18 protein-coding genes and 4 pseudogenes are annotated in these 15,157 nt (G+C 63.0%); 12 read left to right on the top strand and 10 right to left on the bottom strand.

Annotation, left to right across the window (positions count from 1 at the left end):
• Positions 1–13 precede the first annotated feature (13 nt).
• The 4 genes from V5734_RS15120 (at position 14) to V5734_RS15105 (ending at position 2,563) form a co-directional block, all read left to right on the top strand.
• Positions 14–997 (top strand): Ldh family oxidoreductase, encoded by a 984-nt coding sequence (locus V5734_RS15120; RefSeq protein ID WP_347310461.1) that lies wholly within the window; start codon positions 14–16, stop codon positions 995–997.
• 64 nt (positions 998–1,061) lie between these two features.
• Positions 1,062–1,460: a c-type cytochrome gene (locus tag V5734_RS15115; protein ID WP_347310460.1), complete on the top strand. Its 399-nt coding sequence runs from the start codon at positions 1,062–1,064 to the stop codon at positions 1,458–1,460.
• 58 nt (positions 1,461–1,518) lie between these two features.
• Positions 1,519–1,920 (top strand): c-type cytochrome, encoded by a 402-nt coding sequence (locus tag V5734_RS15110; protein WP_347310459.1) that lies wholly within the window; start codon positions 1,519–1,521, stop codon positions 1,918–1,920.
• A 28-nt stretch (positions 1,921–1,948) separates the two neighbouring features.
• A complete protein-coding gene (locus V5734_RS15105) occupies positions 1,949–2,563 on the top strand; it encodes a glutathione S-transferase family protein (RefSeq protein ID WP_347310458.1) in 615 nt (204 codons plus the stop codon).
• Positions 2,564–2,567: 4 nt separating this feature from the next.
• Here V5734_RS15105 and V5734_RS15100 read toward each other — a convergent pair whose 3' ends face one another.
• Together V5734_RS15100 and V5734_RS15095 are read right to left on the bottom strand one after the other, a co-directional pair.
• On the bottom strand, positions 2,568–3,326 hold the full coding sequence (locus V5734_RS15100) for a hypothetical protein (RefSeq protein WP_347310457.1): 759 nt from the start codon (positions 3,324–3,326) through the stop codon (positions 2,568–2,570).
• Between the two features lie 74 nt (positions 3,327–3,400).
• On the bottom strand, positions 3,401–3,787 hold the full coding sequence (locus V5734_RS15095) for a DUF302 domain-containing protein (protein WP_347310456.1): 387 nt from the start codon (positions 3,785–3,787) through the stop codon (positions 3,401–3,403).
• A 151-nt stretch (positions 3,788–3,938) separates the two neighbouring features.
• Here V5734_RS15095 and V5734_RS15090 point away from each other — a divergent pair, with 151 nt between their 5' ends.
• Positions 3,939–4,232: a hypothetical protein gene (locus V5734_RS15090; protein WP_347310455.1), complete on the top strand. Its 294-nt coding sequence runs from the start codon at positions 3,939–3,941 to the stop codon at positions 4,230–4,232.
• Positions 4,233–4,318: 86 nt separating this feature from the next.
• Here the strand turns inward: V5734_RS15090 and V5734_RS15085 are convergent, their stop codons facing one another.
• Positions 4,319–4,711, bottom strand: a complete 393-nt coding sequence (locus V5734_RS15085) for a GFA family protein (RefSeq protein ID WP_347310454.1) — start codon at positions 4,709–4,711, stop codon at positions 4,319–4,321.
• 250 nt (positions 4,712–4,961) lie between these two features.
• On the opposite strand from V5734_RS15085, the gene tnpA (V5734_RS15080) reads away from it, so the two are divergent.
• The 3 genes and pseudogenes from tnpA (V5734_RS15080) to V5734_RS15070 all read left to right on the top strand — a co-directional run bounded on the left by tnpA (V5734_RS15080) (position 4,962) and on the right by V5734_RS15070 (position 6,139).
• On the top strand, positions 4,962–5,279 hold the full coding sequence (tnpA, locus tag V5734_RS15080; RefSeq protein ID WP_347310453.1) for an IS66-like element accessory protein TnpA: 318 nt from the start codon (positions 4,962–4,964) through the stop codon (positions 5,277–5,279).
• A 63-nt stretch (positions 5,280–5,342) separates the two neighbouring features.
• A pseudogene (locus V5734_RS15075) lies at positions 5,343–5,945 on the top strand (IS66 family transposase); the annotation flags it as partial.
• A 2-nt stretch (positions 5,946–5,947) separates the two neighbouring features.
• On the top strand, positions 5,948–6,139 hold the full coding sequence (locus tag V5734_RS15070) for a hypothetical protein (RefSeq protein ID WP_347310452.1): 192 nt from the start codon (positions 5,948–5,950) through the stop codon (positions 6,137–6,139).
• 257 nt (positions 6,140–6,396) lie between these two features.
• Here V5734_RS15070 and V5734_RS15065 read toward each other — a convergent pair.
• The 7 genes and pseudogenes from V5734_RS15065 to V5734_RS15035 all read right to left on the bottom strand — a co-directional run.
• Positions 6,397–7,502 (bottom strand): annotated as a pseudogene (locus V5734_RS15065) (IS3 family transposase).
• 90 nt (positions 7,503–7,592) lie between these two features.
• Positions 7,593–7,796, bottom strand: a pseudogene (locus tag V5734_RS15060) (transposase); the annotation flags it as partial.
• Between the two features lie 9 nt (positions 7,797–7,805).
• Positions 7,806–7,958 (bottom strand): hypothetical protein, encoded by a 153-nt coding sequence (locus tag V5734_RS15055; protein ID WP_347310451.1) that lies wholly within the window; start codon positions 7,956–7,958, stop codon positions 7,806–7,808.
• A 52-nt stretch (positions 7,959–8,010) separates the two neighbouring features.
• Positions 8,011–9,291 (bottom strand): TRAP transporter large permease, encoded by a 1,281-nt coding sequence (locus tag V5734_RS15050; protein WP_347310450.1) that lies wholly within the window; start codon positions 9,289–9,291, stop codon positions 8,011–8,013.
• Between the two features lie 9 nt (positions 9,292–9,300).
• Positions 9,301–9,810, bottom strand: a complete 510-nt coding sequence (locus V5734_RS15045) for a TRAP transporter small permease (RefSeq protein ID WP_347310449.1) — start codon at positions 9,808–9,810, stop codon at positions 9,301–9,303.
• A 28-nt stretch (positions 9,811–9,838) separates the two neighbouring features.
• Positions 9,839–10,861, bottom strand: a complete 1,023-nt coding sequence (locus tag V5734_RS15040) for a TRAP transporter substrate-binding protein (RefSeq protein ID WP_347310448.1) — start codon at positions 10,859–10,861, stop codon at positions 9,839–9,841.
• Positions 10,862–11,405: 544 nt separating this feature from the next.
• A pseudogene (locus V5734_RS15035) lies at positions 11,406–11,932 on the bottom strand (IS5 family transposase); the annotation flags it as partial.
• Between the two features lie 5 nt (positions 11,933–11,937).
• Between V5734_RS15035 and V5734_RS15030 the strand changes: the two are divergent.
• The 4 genes from V5734_RS15030 (at position 11,938) to tnpB (ending at position 15,139) form a co-directional block, all read left to right on the top strand.
• Positions 11,938–12,174 (top strand): DUF2924 domain-containing protein, encoded by a 237-nt coding sequence (locus V5734_RS15030; protein WP_347310447.1) that lies wholly within the window; start codon positions 11,938–11,940, stop codon positions 12,172–12,174.
• 1 nt (position 12,175) lies between these two features.
• Positions 12,176–13,801: a recombinase family protein gene (locus tag V5734_RS15025; RefSeq protein ID WP_347310446.1), complete on the top strand. Its 1,626-nt coding sequence runs from the start codon at positions 12,176–12,178 to the stop codon at positions 13,799–13,801.
• A 469-nt stretch (positions 13,802–14,270) separates the two neighbouring features.
• Complete coding sequence (gene tnpA / locus V5734_RS15020; protein WP_347310445.1) at positions 14,271–14,789, top strand: IS66 family insertion sequence element accessory protein TnpA; 519 nt, start codon at positions 14,271–14,273, stop codon at positions 14,787–14,789.
• Entirely contained in the window at positions 14,786–15,139 is a 354-nt protein-coding gene (gene tnpB / locus V5734_RS15015; protein ID WP_347310007.1) for an IS66 family insertion sequence element accessory protein TnpB, read from the top strand. The genes tnpA (V5734_RS15020) and tnpB overlap by 4 nt, the downstream gene beginning before the upstream one ends.
• The last annotated feature ends 18 nt before the right edge of the window (positions 15,140–15,157 follow it).

Here is a 15,157-nt window from a genome sequence, read left to right as displayed (position 1 = left end):
CAGAAGGACGACCATGCCGCGGATCAGCATCGTCGAGATCGAAGACCGCTCCAGGGCCGCGCTGATGCAACATGGCGCGGCGGAGTGGGTCGCGGCGGAGGTCGCGCGCGCGATTGGCCGGGCCGAGGCCACCGGCAACGTGATCTGCGGGCTCTACTACCTTGAAAGCTATTGCCAGCAGCTCCGCTCCGGTCGGGTCAAGGGCGACGTGGAGCCGGTCGTCAGTCGCCCCCGTCCCGGCACGGTTCGGGTCGATGCGCGCATGGGCTTCGCCCAGCCGGCCTTTGCCTGCGCGCGCGGCGTTGCGGTGGCTGCGGCCCGCGACTACGGCACCGCGACTCTGGCGGTGGGTCACGCCCATACCTGCACCTCGCTTGGCTATTTCACCGAGCAGATCGCGCGCGATGGGCTGATCGCCATCGGCTTCACCAACGCGACGCCGATCGTCGCCCCGCCGGGCGGCAAGGCGCGGGTGATCGGCACCAACCCGATCGCCTTCTCGGTGCCGGACGGGGCGGGCGGCATCGCGATGCAGTTCGATTTCTCCACCTCCGCCGTCGCCCTTGGCAAGATCACCATGGCCAAGGCGGCGGGCGTGACGATCCCGCTTGGCTGGGCTGTAGACGCGGACGGCAATCCGACCACCGACCCCGAGGCGGCGCTGTCGGGCGCGCTCCTGTCGTCGGGCGGGCACAAGGGTTGGGGCTTTGGCCTCATGGCGGAGCTTCTGGCGGCGGGCATGACCGGCGGCCGCAATTCGTTGGACGTGAAGCCCCTGAAAGCGCCGGAAGGGCCGCCGCACGACCTTGGCCAGTTCTACATCCTGATCGACCCGGCGACCTCGCGCGATTTCGCCGCCCGCTTTGCCCGCCTGGCCGAGGCCATCGCCGCCGACGAGGGCGCGCGACTGCCCGGCGCACGGGTCGAGGGCGAGGAGACCGCCGAGGTGCCCGATCCACTCTGGCAGAGCGTCCTCTCACTCGCCGGCGCCGCCTGATCCGGATCAAGGCGCCGCATCCGTATCCCGGCGCAGGATGGCGCCACGCGAACCGGAGGTTCCCATGTTGAAACCCGTTCTTTTTCTGCTTCTTGCCGCAGGTCCGGCATTTGCCGCCGATGACCTGACCCTTGGCCGCGAAACCTATCACGGGGCCTGTGCCGCCTGCCACGGAGCCGAGGCAAAGGGCGACGGGCCGATGGTCGACCTGATCAGCATCCCGGTGCCGGACCTGACCCGGATCGCCGCGCGCAATGGTGGCGAGTTCCCGTGGCTGAAGGTCGTCCACATGATCGACGGACGCACCGGGCTGCGCGGCCACGGCGGGCCGATGCCGCTTTTCGGCGCGCTCTTTTCAGGCGACACGAAGGCGGCGGACGCACCGGACGGCAGTCCGGTGATCACTTCCGCCCGCGTCCTGGCGCTCGCCGACTACCTCGCCTCGATCCAGACGGCGGAGTGAGCCGGTTGCAGCGCGGTCCGCGCCGGGGCAAAGTGGGGAAAACGGGCAGGAGGCCGACATGATCCGGATATTCGCAACGAGCATGGCGGCGGCGGCGCTGCTTGTGGCCTGTGCGCCGGAGCGCCAGGTCTCGGGCCGGGCACTTTTCACGGATTATTGCGCATCCTGCCACGGCGACAGCGGCAAGGGCGACGGGGCGGCGGCGGAGGGGCTGGGCAAGGCGCCGGCGGACCTCACCACGATTGCCGCCCGCAATGGCGGCACCTTCCCGATGGTGCGGGTCATGTCCACCATTGACGGGTATACGCGCCGCGGCGACCGCTCCTCGGTCATGCCGGAGCTTGGGGTCGCGCTTCAGGAAGGCCCGCTGGTCATGTACGATACCGGCGACGGCATCGCGACGCCGACGCCGGTCAATCTGATCGCCCTCGCCAACTACGTGAAGGGTCTGCAAAAGTAAGAGGATGCGACGCCCGGGGGAGGGCAGGGTGCCGAAAGCCGAACTTTGCTATTTTCCGGGATCGCCTTATGCGCGGATGGCGCGGGTTCTGATTGCCGAATGGTCCTTGCCGATCACGCCGGTGGAATGGAGCTTCCCTCCGCTCGACGATCTGTTCCGGCTCAATCCGCTCGGCCAGGTTCCGGCGCTCGTCGAGGGGGACAAGGCGCTCTTTCCCACATTTCTGATCCTTGAACGGCTGTGGGATGTGGCCGGGCGGCCCGACGATGGATACCGGCCGGAAGACGAGCGGCAGATACTGCTGACCACGCTTCAGGCCGGCGACGCGATGGTGGCAGCCTTCTATCAGGACTGGTGCGGACTGCGGCCCGTGGCCACGAACCATATCGGCTACGATCTCGGGGCGCGGCATCTGCGCCGCTTTGCCGAGACACTGGACTGGCTGGAGGATCACGCCAGTGCCGGGCGGTTGCGCCCCGGTGTGACCCTGCCAGGTGTGGCGGCGGCGTGCCTGCTTCTGTGGTCGGAGGCGCGCGGCGGCCCGGATTGGGGTGGACGGGAACGGCTCTGGTCACTCGTCCGGTCGCTTGAGGACCGCCCGAGCTTTCAGGCGACGGTGCCGCAGGTCTGGTCGCCGGGCTGACCGCTTACATTAGGTCGACGACCGATTTGCCCAGTCGGAACGGGGCCGCGAAGGCGACGAGGCAGAGCGCGAGGACCTGAAGCGTGAGGATGCCGGAGCGGGACTGGAGATAGTCCCATTCCGCGCCGAGATGCATGACCTCTTCGATCAACTCCTCGTAGGAGCGGGCGATGACCAGGTATTCGCCCGCGATTCCGGCCGTCGAGGGCGCGGCGCGCAAAAGCGCCACGGCGGCGCGGGTCACGTCGTCCTCGGCCACGAAGGCGAGGAAACTCGCAGGTTCGAACCGTGCCACCTCCGCTTCCATCTCCGCCATGCCGCCGGATCCGAAAAGGCGGAGCCCGCTCAGGGGCGCCGCGCGTTCGGTAACGGCGATGAAAAGGGGCAGGGCGCTGTTCCCGGCGGTTGAGGCCGACAGGAACTCGACCTTCTCGCAGAGGTCGCGGATCGCGGAGCGGAAGGCCGGGCTCGGGTGGTCGGTCTCGCAATGGGCGAGGCGGAAGCGGGCCGCGTCGCGGTCGAAGGCCCCGCTCGCCGCATAGGCGAGGTCGATCTGCCGGTCGAGGCGCGAACTGTCGGCGGTGTAGACCCCCGCGATGACGGCGGTGATCGCGCCTATGCCGCCGAGGCAGACCCAGACGAGATCGGCGATCTTCCACGCCCGCGCCGTGACGCGGCGCCGGAAAAGCATCGTCGCACCAAGGCTGCCGAGGAGGAAGCAGGCGAGGATCAGCGGCAGCTGGTGGTCGTTGACGAAGCTCATCGGACCCGGCGGCTTGCGTTTCGGCCCCAGCGTGGACGAGGTCGGGTGCGTTGGCAAGCCGCGCGACAAGGGCCCTAGATGGCCGCGACGACCTCGGCCAGCATGTCGCGGACCTGATGGGCGAGGTTTTTCAACCCGGAATTGTCAATCGCCGCCATCGAAGCGACAGGGTCGATGGCGCTCACTTCCACGCCGCCGCCCACCGCGCGCAGGATCACGTTGCAGGGCAGCATCGCGCCGACGCGGGGCTCCATCCCGATCGCCTCCCAGGCCATGCTGGGATTGCAGGCGCCGAGGATCCTGTAGCCGGCCATGTCGCGGTCGAGCTTCTTCTTCATCGTCGCCGCGACGTCGATCTCTGTCAGGACGCCGAAGCCCTTGGCGGAAAGCGCGGCGCGGGTGCGGTGCTCGGCCTCCGCGAGGCTCGTGGAGGGGAGAATTCGGTCGATCGTGTAGGACATGGGGGCCTCCTGTTGCTTCTCCCTGCCTAGGTAGGAAGGCGCGGCCGGCAACGGGATGCGGCCGGTTGGCACGGGCGGCAGGCCGTCCACGCGCTTCGGGATCGGGCCGGTTTGGTGTAATCTGCGCGCTTTCATCACGGAGGAACCGGAAATGCATTGCACGATCACGACCTTCGATTACCCGGCGGACAAGCGCGGCGAGGTGGAGGCGTTCTGCCGCTCCATCGCCGACAAGGTGAAAGACCTTGGGCCGAAGACCTCGGTCCTCGTCGATTTCGGGGCCGGCAAGGCCGCGAACGTTGCCCTCTACGCCTCGGCGGCGGAGGCCGAGGCGGCCACGCTCGGCGCGATGGCGCTTTACGAGGCAGCGGGGAAGGCGGGGCTTCTGAACCCGCAATCGGTGGATCGCCGCCACGGCACGGTGATGTTCGATTATCTGGGGTGAGCGGCGATCAGAAACCCTCCAGTGGAGGGTTTCCGCCGCGAACGCCTGATCCGCAAGGATCGGGCCGGGCCTCTTGTCCTTGCGCCCTAATCCTCCGTGCGCCCCGTCCCTTCCCGGTCACGTTCGTAGCTGTGCCTGACCCGGAAGGGCGGCAGCCAGCGCTCGCGGCGGATCGTCCAGTTCTCGTAGGTCGGCAGGAACCGGTCCGGGGCGTCGAGCGTGCCGAGATGGACCTCCACCTCGTCCTCCCAGCGGGCGAAGACGGAGGAGCCGCAGCGCGGGCAGAAGTGGCGGCCGTTGTAGGCGCTGGTCGTGCCATCGACCGTGACGGCGGTAGCGGGAAAGATCGCGGCGGCGTAGAAGAGAGCGCCGTGATGCTTGCGGCAGTCGAGGCAATGGCAGAGGCCGACCCGATAGGGCTCCCCCCGCGCGGTCACCCGCACCGCGCCGCAAAGGCATCCGCCGGTGACGTCGGTCATGCTGGGCCTCCCAAGCCGAGTGCGTTCGGGGGGAGTGTCGGGGAAGGGCGTCAGGTTTTCAACTGGCGCAGAGGACCGTCAGCGGAAGGTCCAGTGTATCCCTCCGGCGGAGGTCGTCTGACGGGATTTTGGCGTCGGTGTTAAGTTCGACCTTATGGCCGACCATAAGTTCAGGCCCGAGATCGAAGTGCTTTCTGCCGCGGATGTCCCGCGCCGGCGGCCCTGAAGCGATGCGGACAAGGTCCGGATCGTGGAGGAGAGCTTTCCGGGGCATCGCCAGGTGACTGCGACGGCGCGGCGGCATGGCGTTTCGCGCTCTCTGCTGACGATATGGCGCGGGCAGTATCGGAACGGCGAGCTTGGCGACGAGACGCTGCCTGCATTCATCCCGATGACGCTTTCGCCAGATGGTCCTGTGGTAGAGCCCGCGCCGGCCTCAGTGGCGCGGTGTGATCCGCCGGCTGTCCAGCTTGAGGTTGTATTGCGCGATGGGCGTCGGCTTATCTTCAGTTCCTCTGCGGATCCGGAGATGCTGGCTCGGCTGCTTCCGGTGCTGGAAGCTCGATGATCGCCTTCCCGGCGGGGGTGCGCGTCCGGATCGCCGGCGGGGTGACGGATATGCGGCGGGGCATGCTGGAGCCATGCCCGCCGGAAGTTCTTCGAGCTTGCCGACATCAAGGGGAATGTCCGCAAGGGCAAGTCCGCCCACGACATATCTCCTGTCGCGCTGGAGGCGGTGGCGAGGATCGACGCCATCTTCGAGATCGAGCGCCAGATCAACGGGCTGGATGCCACTTCCCGTCTCAAGGCCAGGCAACGGCTGTCCCGTCCGCTGCTGGAGGAATTGCGCGACTGGATGCTCGCCGAGCGCGACACGATGTCGAAGCACAACCCCGTCGCCAAGGCGGTCGGCTATATGTTCACGACGGGCCGTTGGGAGGCATTCACGTGCTTCCTCGAGGATGGACTGGCCTGCCTGACGAACAACGCGGCCTAGCGAGCACTCCGCGGCGTGGCCCTCGGTCGGAAGTCATGGCTCTTCGCCGGCTCCGAGCGGGGCGGTGACCGCGCCGCTTTCATGTACTCCCTGGTCGTCACCGCAAAGATGAACGACATCGACCCACAGGCTTGGCTTGCTGATGTCCTTGCTCGGTTGCCGGACATGCCCCCCTCGCGCCTGCCGGATTTTCTCCCCTGGAACTGGACAATCCAAAACATGGCCCAGGCAGCCTGAACATGCAGTTGAACAAGGCGCACGCCGTCAAGACCGTCGATCGCGTCGCAGCAGAGCTCGGCGAAACCGTCGATCGGCTCCATAATCTCGCCATCGGCATGGAGCCCGCAGACGGCGCCATCTGGGTTCATTGCTCCACCAGGTCGAAATCCTCGCCTTCACCCAGTTCGGCGTCGAAAATCTCATCGAGATGATCGCAATGGAAGGCGACCCCAAAGCCTGATCCCCCACGGCCTTCACCGGATGGATACGGTCCAGTGGACCGTTCCCCGGTCCGATTGGCCGAAGGCGTGAGCCGGAGGGCAAGGGCTTCTCCGTTATCGCGCCGGTCGAAATGGGGGCGCGACTGATTGTGACCTGAGCCCCGTCTTCCCTCCGGGGATCGGGAGAGTCCTTGGGGTGATGAAGCGAGACCCAACCTTGGATCGCCCGGGGCTGGAGTTTCCGGGCTTCATCGGGGCAGCTGGCCGGTTTCGCTGCCGGGATTCACGAGTTCGATCGGGGCCTTGTAACCGATCGCGCCATGGGGTCGTTCTTCGTTGTAGTATCTGAGCCAAGCCTCCATCTTTTCCCGGGCGTCGGCAAGCGTCAGGAACCAGTTCGTGTTCAGGCATTCCGCCCTGAACCGGCCATTGAACGCCTCGATAAAGGCATTGTCGGTCGGCTTGCCGGGTCGGGAGAAGTCCAAGGTGACATCGTGGGCATAGGCCCAAAGGTCGAGATCGCGGGACACAAACTCGCTCCCCTGGTCCACGCGGATCGCCTTCGGGTAGCCGACCTGCACGCAGATCTGGTCCAGTGTCTCGACCACGTTCTCTGCCCTGTAGCTGAACCGCGGATCGATCACCGGCGAGAAGCGCGAGAAGATGTCGACCACAGTCAGCACCCTGATCCTGCGTCCCGTCGCCAACTGGTCATGGACAAAATCCATCGCCCAGGTCTCGTTGGGCGCGACCGCGTCCCGGCGGTCCTCCCGGAGCGCCGCCTTGACCATGCGCTTTGACCTCTTGTTCCGCAGCTGAATGCCCAACTCGCTGTAAACCCTGCGTGTCTTCTGCTGGTTGATCATCCAGCCCTCCCGGCGCAGCAACACATGGACACGGCGATACCCGTAACGTACACGGGTCTCGCAGATCTCCCTGATCCGTTGTTCGAGATGGGCCTGCCCGGGCCGGCGCGCTCTGTAGTGGTAGGTCGACGTGTCGACGAGGAAAAACGCGCAGGCCCTCCGGATCGAAACGTTCCAGTCCGCACAGACGAGATCGACGAGCTTGCGCTTCCGGGCAGGCCTCAGAGCTTTCGGCGGATGACGTCCTGCAGCATCTCCTTGTCAAGCGACAGGTCGGCAACCAGCTTCCTGAGCTTGCCGTTCTCATCCTCGAGCTGCTCCAGCCGTCCCATCTCGGTCGGTAGAAACCCGTCATACCGCTTCTTCCAGTTGAAGTAGGTCGCCTAGATGATCCCGGCCTTGCGACAGATCTCCGCGACCGGCATGCCGTCCGCGCCCAGCTTCAGGATGAACGCCTTCTGGGCGTCCGAAAACTTCGATGCCTTCATCGTCTTCCACTCCTCCCGGCCAAGGGCAGGTTACGCGGAAAACTCCAGCCTCAAACGATCCAGTTTGACGGTCTCACATCAGTCTCACATCATGCCGAATAGAACTTTCATGGACAGGCAGGCCTGGATGGCGGCATCGCTGTAGGTCTGCTGTCGGCCGCGCTTGCCGTTTGGCACCGCATTCCAGTTTATCTCGGGGTCGAACCAGATCACAAACGAGCCACGGCGCTTGAGCGCCTCGTTATATGCTGGCCAGTTCATAGTCTTGTAGGTGGCGCGCGTAGGGCTGCTCATACGGTCCAGCTACCATACTGGATTCACAAGATGAATCCCCTTCTGGATATGTGCAACCCAGCCCTTCACGTGCGCAGCATCGGTCTTGGTCGGGTCGCGCGTGGTCAAGATCACGTCGAACGTCTCAGACGCCAGCGCCATGCGAGTCACTTCGCCGAGCATCGACGATGGCTCTCCGCCTTTTTCCGGGCAAGTCCAAGAGCAACGCAAATTATCATGGATACAACCGCTCCGGTAGCCACATCGGGATTGCCGGAACATACGTGATCACAATCAGGCAAACCAAGGAAATTGCGAGCCACGGCAACACTGCCCGCACGATGGAGAAATACGGCAGGCCGAAAGCGGCAGCTGCCACAAACAGGTTTAGGCCGAATGGTGGTGTGATGTTGCCGATGTCTACATTGACGACCATGACAACACCCAAATGGGTCGTGTTAATACCCGCAGCGCCCGCCGGACCCAGTATGACCGGAGCCATGATCAGTAAATTCGAATAGACGTCCACCACCATGCCCCCGACCAGCAACAAGGCATTGGTCGCCAGTAGGATCAGCGATGGCTCCCCCGAAAACGAACGCAGCGGTGCCGCCATGGCGGCGGTGGTTCCGCTTATACTCATCAGCCAGGAAAAAAGGCTGGCAGCGGCCACCAGGATGAGCACGCGCGATGATGCGATACCGGAGTCGATGCAGATCTCCCACAGGTCGGACAGATTGATCTGGCGATAGACCACCATTCCGACGAATGCCGCATAGAAAACCGCCACGACCGAGGCTTCAGTTGCGGTAAATACACCGCCATATACGCCTCCCAGAATGACGATGGGCATGCCAACGCCCCAAACCACTTCTCGGGCTGCCGCGATGATCTGGGACAGGTTGGCCCGTGGTGAGCGCGGAACACCCGCGATCTGAGCGTAACCTACGCAGTAGGCGCAGTAAGCGAAACTGAACAGCAATCCGGCGCCGATACCGGACATGAATAGGGCGCCGATCGATACGTTGGCGACCGCAGCATAAATGATCATCGCATTGCTGGGCGGAATAAGCATGCCGATCAATGCGGAACACGTCACGGAACCGATGGCGAATTGAGGTGAATATCCGGACTTTGTAAGCGCAGGCACGAGGATGGTTCCCACCGCAACAATTGTCGAGGCGCTGGACCCGGTGATGGAACCGAACAGCATGCAGGTGAGAACAACCGTCATGCCGAGCCCCCCCGGCAAATGGCCTACCAGTGTCTGTACGAAGGCGATCAACCGGTCCGAAAGCCCCCCCCGGCTCATGATCTGGGCGGCCAGAAAGAAAAAGGGGATTGCCAGCAGCGTAAAGCTCTCAAGGCCTGCGGATATCCGTTGCGGCAATATTGAAAGGGGGATCTCACTCGTAAGGCCGAATGTGATGAAAGCCGTCGCGGCAAATACCACGAAGATCGGCAGCGATATCAGAAGGCCGCAGACAAGGCATGCCACGATCAGCAGTGACGTCATTGGAACACCCTATTCTGATATTCCGTGCTCTCTGAAATCGAACCAATCGATCCCAATGCAGAGCGCACGCCCGATGTGTTGCAAAATCCGGACAATCATGAGCAGCGATCCGACCGGTATAGCCAGATACCCGAGCCAAATAGGTAACTGGAGCATCGGAAGGACCTGACCAGATCGGTACGCGTTGATGGTGTGCTGTGAGCTGACCAGAAGGAGCCAGGCGAGAAATGCGCCCGAGATAAGCCACACGAGAATGGTAAGCCCGCCGCGCATACGGTCAGATAGCGAGCGCGGCAACAGATCGATCGCCAGGTGTCCTTGCTCTCGCACGAGGATGCTGCACCCTACGAACACCATCCAAATCACTAGTCGAATTGCCAACTCCTCCGCCCATGAAATTGGAGCGGCGAATGTGTATCTCAGGAACACATTTGCCAAAAGGATGCAGACTGCCAGCAGCATTGCGCCGCCGACAATCCACCGTTCCAAGGCCGAGAGAGCACGGTCAATCGTTTTCATCGCAGCTCCTAGGCTCCTTAGCGAGGGTTCAGTTCCCGCCTGCTTCACGTTCTTTTATGTCCGCCTGGATGGCATCAAGAAGCTCTCCACCGTTCTGTGAACGATACCACTCATGCACTTGTTGCGCGGCGGCGACGAACTTTTCTCGGTCTTCGGGCGTCAATTCGATGATGTTAACGCCCGCTTTCTTGAACATCTCCAGTTGTTCCTGCTCGTTCTCGGCGATCAACTGCCGCTGATAATCCCGCCCTTCCCATGCCGCCTCGCGCAGAACCGTTTGGATTTCCGGATCAAGTCCTTCGAAAAAGGTCTTGTTGATCATGAAGACTTCGCCCAGAAACCCGTGATCGGAGAGCGTAATGTAGGGTTGAACTTCATACAGCTTTCCTGCCGCGATCGTCGCAATGGGGTTTTCCTGCCCATCCACAACACCCTGCTGCAGCGAACTGTAGAGTTCGGAAAAGGCGATCTGGGTCGGCACTGCTCCGAAAGCCTGGAACTGTTGCTGGACGACCTGCGATGGCATGGTGCGTATCTTGCGACCTTCGTAGTCGGCGGGCGCGGCGATGGGGAAATTGCCCGTGAACTGCTTGAATCCGCTTTCCCAGTGAGCAAGGCCGATGATGTTGGATTTATCCAAGACAGCGAGGATAGTGTCGCCGACCGGACCGTCGACAACTGCATGGGCAATTTCCCGGTTGGGAAACAGATACGGCAGGTCGAGGACGGTAAGTTCAGGTGCAATCGGAGCAATTTGCGCATTCGGAAGCATTGCCGCCTCCAGCGCACCGGCTTGCACCTGCTCAACCATCTGCGTGGCCGAGCCGAGTATGCTGGCGGGGAAGATCATGACTTCCACTTTGCCGTTGCTGTGTTCCTCCACAAGTTCCTTCCAGCGCACCACGGCTTTGTGGTGCGGGCTGAACTCCGGCATGTCGTGCCCGATCTTGATCTGAATATCGGCGGCCAGCGCCTTGTCGCCATACACACCGATCGCGAAAAGAGCTGCAAGTGCGCCGATTCTGGCAGACAATTGCAGCCGTGCTTGCATAGGCAGTCTCATATACTTCCTCCCAGTCGCAGTTTGCGGTTCACCGCTATGTAATTAACTAGTTACTTTCTCAGACTTGAAGGAAGCCGTCAATCCAGACTTACGCCCTTATCGGCATTGTCGCAACAAAAGCAGCGAGCGAAGATCCGCATAGCGCGTCCCTCGGATCGACGGGGGCATGACGAAGCCGATATCCGCCCGCTACCGCACGACGAGATGGCCCATCTAAAAACGACGTGCTGGGACAGCGCGGGTCGCTGCTGTTATGGCTGGACCGGGATACGCTCATTCGCAGGACGGGTACAGCGACCGCCCGGCAATGTCTGCGGCTCACGCAACAACGGCGTCATTCTCGCCTGCCCCGCACTTCGCCCAAGGCACCCCGAACACCAGCGGAATCCCGTCGATCCTCCACCCAAACGAGGCGGTTATCCCGTTGTCCAAGGGGCGTAAGATCCCTGTCGAAATGAACGGCGGGGACGCAGCAAGCGGCGCTGTTGCCCAAATCCGGGTCTTTGCGCAGTTTCCCTTTCCCCAGACGGACCTATCCTACGGGCACTGTGACAGGTATGCCAAGGGCGGTGTAGCCGTTGAGCACGGCGATACTCACCTGCAGCTCGGCGACCTGGCGCTCGAAGTCTCGGGCCATGAGGGATTGGCCGAGCAGCTTGATGCAGTTCATCTTTGACGCGACCCGGCTCCGGCGGTGGTAGCCGCTCCATCGTCGCCAGATGGCACGGCCCAGGTAGTTCGAAGCGCGTAGCGCTTCGTTCGTGCGACGGCCCCCGGGCTCGTCGGTTTCCACGGTTTGGCGTTCTTGCGCGGAGGGATGACTGCGACCGCGCTTCGGGCCGCGATCGCCTCATGGCATTTGCGGGTGTCGTAGGCGCCGTCGGCTGTCACGGACCCGATCTGCTCGTTTGCGGGGATCTGATCCAGAAGGTCAGGCAGAATGGGCGCATCGCCGATGTTGCTGCCGGTGACTTCGACGGCCCGCACCTCCAGCGTTTCTTCGTCGATCCCGATGTGTATCTTGCGCCAGATGCGACGCTTACCCCGCTCCGATCGGGCGCGAGTTGCGCTCCGTCGCAGAGGCCGCCAGGCGCGGGGGTGCTACGCCCCCAAAAGCGTCAGCCGGATCGTACCTTGTCCGGGAGTGGAATGGTCGCACCAACGGTGTGGAGGTCACCTCCGGGGGGTACATCCTCGATGGCCGGACCTATCGCTCGCTCACCACGATTGCGAAGCGGATAACCGGCGCTCACTGGAGCGGGCCGCGCTTCTTCGGGCTCCGGCCCAGGCGGGTAGGGTGAGTTGGTCCGCATCCGCTGCGCAATCTATACCCGCAAATCTTCGGACGAGGGGCTGGAGCAGGAGTTCAACTCGCTCGATGCGCAGCGCGAGGCCTGCGGGGCCTATATCGCCAGTCAGCGCCATGAGGATTGGGAACTGGTTCGGGAGCGCTACGATGATGGCGGCATCTCCGGTAGCCATCTCGACCGGCCGGCTCTGCAGCGCATGATGCGTGATTTGGACGAGGGCAGGGTGGACCAGATCGTGGTCTACAAGATCGACCGGCTGACACGCCCGCTCGCGGACTTCGCCTGGCTCGTCGATCGGCTCGACGCGGCGAAGGCCTCCTTCGTCTCGGTGACCCAATCTTTCAATACCGCGACCAGCATGGGGCGGCTGACGCTGAATGTGCTGCTGTCATTCGCACAGTTCGAACGCGAGGTGACCGCCGAACGGATCCGCGACAAGATCGCGGCCTCGAAGAAAAAGGGGCTCTGGATGGGCGACTATGTGCCTCTCGGCTACGATGCGGCGGGCCGGACCCTGACCATCAACGCAGCCGAGGCTGAGACAGTCCGAACGCTTTTCACGCTCTACGAGACCCATCGCGCCCTTCATCTCGTCGAGAAGGAGGCGAAGCAGCTTGGGCTCAGGTCGAAGCGCTACGTGACACAGTCGGGCCGTGACCAGGGCGGCCAAGAGATGTCTCGGGGGCATATCCACAAGATCCTCGCCACCCCGCTCTACATCGGAAAGATTGGGCACAAGGGGGTGATCCATCAGGGCCAGCACCCGGCGCTCATCGGGAAGGAGCAATGGGATCGGGTGCAAGGGCTGATGCAGGCGCAGTCGGGGATTCCCCGCGGCCAGAAGATATCCGGTCGCCCGAGCGCGGCCCTCACCGGCAAGCTCTTCGATGCGGAGGGAAAACGGCTGACGCCGGTCCACACGCAGAAGCGAGGACGCCGCTATGACTACTACATCTCTCAGCAGCTGAAGACCGCTCCTGTTCCGTCAGACCGAACCAGCGGCTGGCGTCTTCCGGCACGCGATCTTGAAGTGCGTGTCGGCGAGGCGGTGCGCAGGCATCTGCGCGTTGCGGCAATGCGGAGCCTGCTCTGGTCGGCAGACGCCAAGATGATCGCTGATGTTGCCACCAAACTGGTGGATGAGGACCTCGACATGCTGACGATGCTTGACCGGGTCGTCTTGGAAACTGGTGCACTTGCCATTACGCTAGCGCGGGCTTCGGTTGCCGAAGGGCTCGGCGTCGCGAGGGATTGCGTGAACGAAGAAGATCTCCACGGCAATGCGCCATTCACGATCCGCCGGCGTGGGGTTGAAACGCGGCTGCTGTTGCAGGGGCAGTCCTTGCCTCGCGACGAAACGCTGATCGCCAACATCGCAAGAGCGCAGGCGTTTCTTGGCGAAGTCACGGGCGGCCGGGGCTTCCAGGAGATCGCCGAAGCCTATGGGCTCTCGGTCAAGCGGGTGCAGCAGGTTCTCGAGTTTGCCTTCCTCTCGCCGACCACTGTGCGGCAGTTGATCGAAGGTCGGCAGCCCTCATTCTTGACGACGGACTGGTGTCTGAAGAACGAGATCCCGGTCGCATGGTCAGCTCAGGACCTGCTCTTCCACAGGGCCTGAAAGACTTCGTCTTCCAAACTGGAAATGCGAAATCCGCGAAGAGAGACGCGCGGCTAATTTGCGCGCGCAGTGTGCCAGTTCTGCAGTCTCTGGAATTTAGGATCCCGCGTAAACCACGGATAACACGAGACAATGCTCGGTGTGGGTCGTCAGTCTCTGAAATGGCGGGGTGTTTAGCAGTGCTGGAAGTCTTGGGCTATCCGGTCTCGGCTATTGAAATCCCTGTTTACAGGGAATTTACAGGGAAATTGGCGTGGTTTGGGGGTGTGACAGCAATCCTTCCTTTGAATATAAGCTTCATTTCAATGCTTTATCGGAATATTCCCTGCGTGGGATAACAGGGAATTCAAATTGCCTGAACTGGGTATTGTAGGGAGCGGAAGTAAGCGTCCATTCGCCACACACTTGTCGTTGTTGGCAGATTTCCGATTTTCTTGGCTTCACGGTGTTGAAGCGAGAGGAGATCGAGATGTCGGAGGACGGGTGCCGCCGGGCGCGGTATGGCGAAGCGTTCTGGCGGGCGCATCACGAGGCCTGGAAGCGCGGTGACCTGAATCAGCGGGAATATTGCGAGGTGCAGTGCCTGTCGCTGAAGGCGTTCGGGAACTGGCGGGCGAAGTTCATGGCCGAACCTGAGGTGCCGGTGCGCAAGTTGCTCTGGCGGCGCGGCGGCGCAAGTCACACCCTAGGTCACACCCTAGGTCACAACCAGAGTCACACTCTTGGTCACACCGCAGGTCACATGACTTATCCCAGTTCGGAGGTGCCCGAGGTGCCGGCCGTGCCGCCTCTGCGTGACGGTCACCGCCGGCGTTTCAGCGATGTGCAGCGCGCTCGCATCCTGGCCGAAGCGGCCCGACCCGGTGCCAGCGTCTCCGAAGTGGCGCGCCGCTACGGCATCGCCCGGCGCGTGCTTTGCCGCTGGCGGCAGGAAGAGGCGGTGCGGTTCGTGGATGTCGAGATCGCCGATGGGGAGATGGCGCCATGACCTTGCTGCCTGCCGGCGTCAAAGTGCACCTGGCGTTTGGCTACACCGATATGCGGAAGGGGATGGACGGTCTGGCCGTGCTCGTTCAGGAAGTGCTGCATCAGGATCCGTTCACCGGGCATCTCTTCGTGTTCCGGGGGCGCAATGCCAGTCTCATCAAGATCGTGTTCTGGGACGGCACCGGCCTGTGTCTGTTCACCAAGAGGCTGGAGCATGGTGTCTTCGTCTGGCCGGCCAATATCGAGCCGGGACGGACGCTTTCTCTGACATCAGAGCAGCTCTCGCATCTTCTGGAAGGGATCGACTGGCGGGCGCCGGACCAGCGCTGGCGACCGGCGGCGGCGGGCTGAAAGACCTGCGGCGCATTG

Source organism: Defluviimonas sp. SAOS-178_SWC (genome assembly GCF_039830135.1).
In the GTDB taxonomy this organism is placed as follows: Bacteria; Pseudomonadota; Alphaproteobacteria; order Rhodobacterales; family Rhodobacteraceae; genus Albidovulum.
Note: the sequence above shows the minus strand (reverse complement) of the source record. Positions and strands in the feature narration are given on the sequence as shown.

Coding starts and splice junctions, on each gene's coding strand:
- V5734_RS15120 (WP_347310461.1), top strand. CDS start 14: ATGCCGCGGATCAGCATCGTCGAGATCGAAGACCGCTCCAGGGCCGCG.
- V5734_RS15115 (WP_347310460.1), top strand. CDS start 1,062: ATGTTGAAACCCGTTCTTTTTCTGCTTCTTGCCGCAGGTCCGGCATTT.
- V5734_RS15110 (WP_347310459.1), top strand. CDS start 1,519: ATGATCCGGATATTCGCAACGAGCATGGCGGCGGCGGCGCTGCTTGTG.
- V5734_RS15100 (WP_347310457.1), bottom strand. CDS start 3,326: ATGAGCTTCGTCAACGACCACCAGCTGCCGCTGATCCTCGCCTGCTTC.
- V5734_RS15095 (WP_347310456.1), bottom strand. CDS start 3,787: ATGTCCTACACGATCGACCGAATTCTCCCCTCCACGAGCCTCGCGGAG.
- V5734_RS15090 (WP_347310455.1), top strand. CDS start 3,939: ATGCATTGCACGATCACGACCTTCGATTACCCGGCGGACAAGCGCGGC.
- V5734_RS15085 (WP_347310454.1), bottom strand. CDS start 4,711: ATGACCGACGTCACCGGCGGATGCCTTTGCGGCGCGGTGCGGGTGACC.
- V5734_RS15070 (WP_347310452.1), top strand. CDS start 5,948: ATGCAGTTGAACAAGGCGCACGCCGTCAAGACCGTCGATCGCGTCGCA.
- V5734_RS15055 (WP_347310451.1), bottom strand. CDS start 7,958: ATGCTCGGCGAAGTGACTCGCATGGCGCTGGCGTCTGAGACGTTCGAC.
- V5734_RS15050 (WP_347310450.1), bottom strand. CDS start 9,291: ATGACGTCACTGCTGATCGTGGCATGCCTTGTCTGCGGCCTTCTGATA.
- V5734_RS15045 (WP_347310449.1), bottom strand. CDS start 9,810: ATGAAAACGATTGACCGTGCTCTCTCGGCCTTGGAACGGTGGATTGTC.
- V5734_RS15040 (WP_347310448.1), bottom strand. CDS start 10,861: ATGCAAGCACGGCTGCAATTGTCTGCCAGAATCGGCGCACTTGCAGCT.
- tnpA (WP_347310445.1), top strand. CDS start 14,271: ATGTCGGAGGACGGGTGCCGCCGGGCGCGGTATGGCGAAGCGTTCTGG.
- tnpB (WP_347310007.1), top strand. CDS start 14,786: ATGACCTTGCTGCCTGCCGGCGTCAAAGTGCACCTGGCGTTTGGCTAC.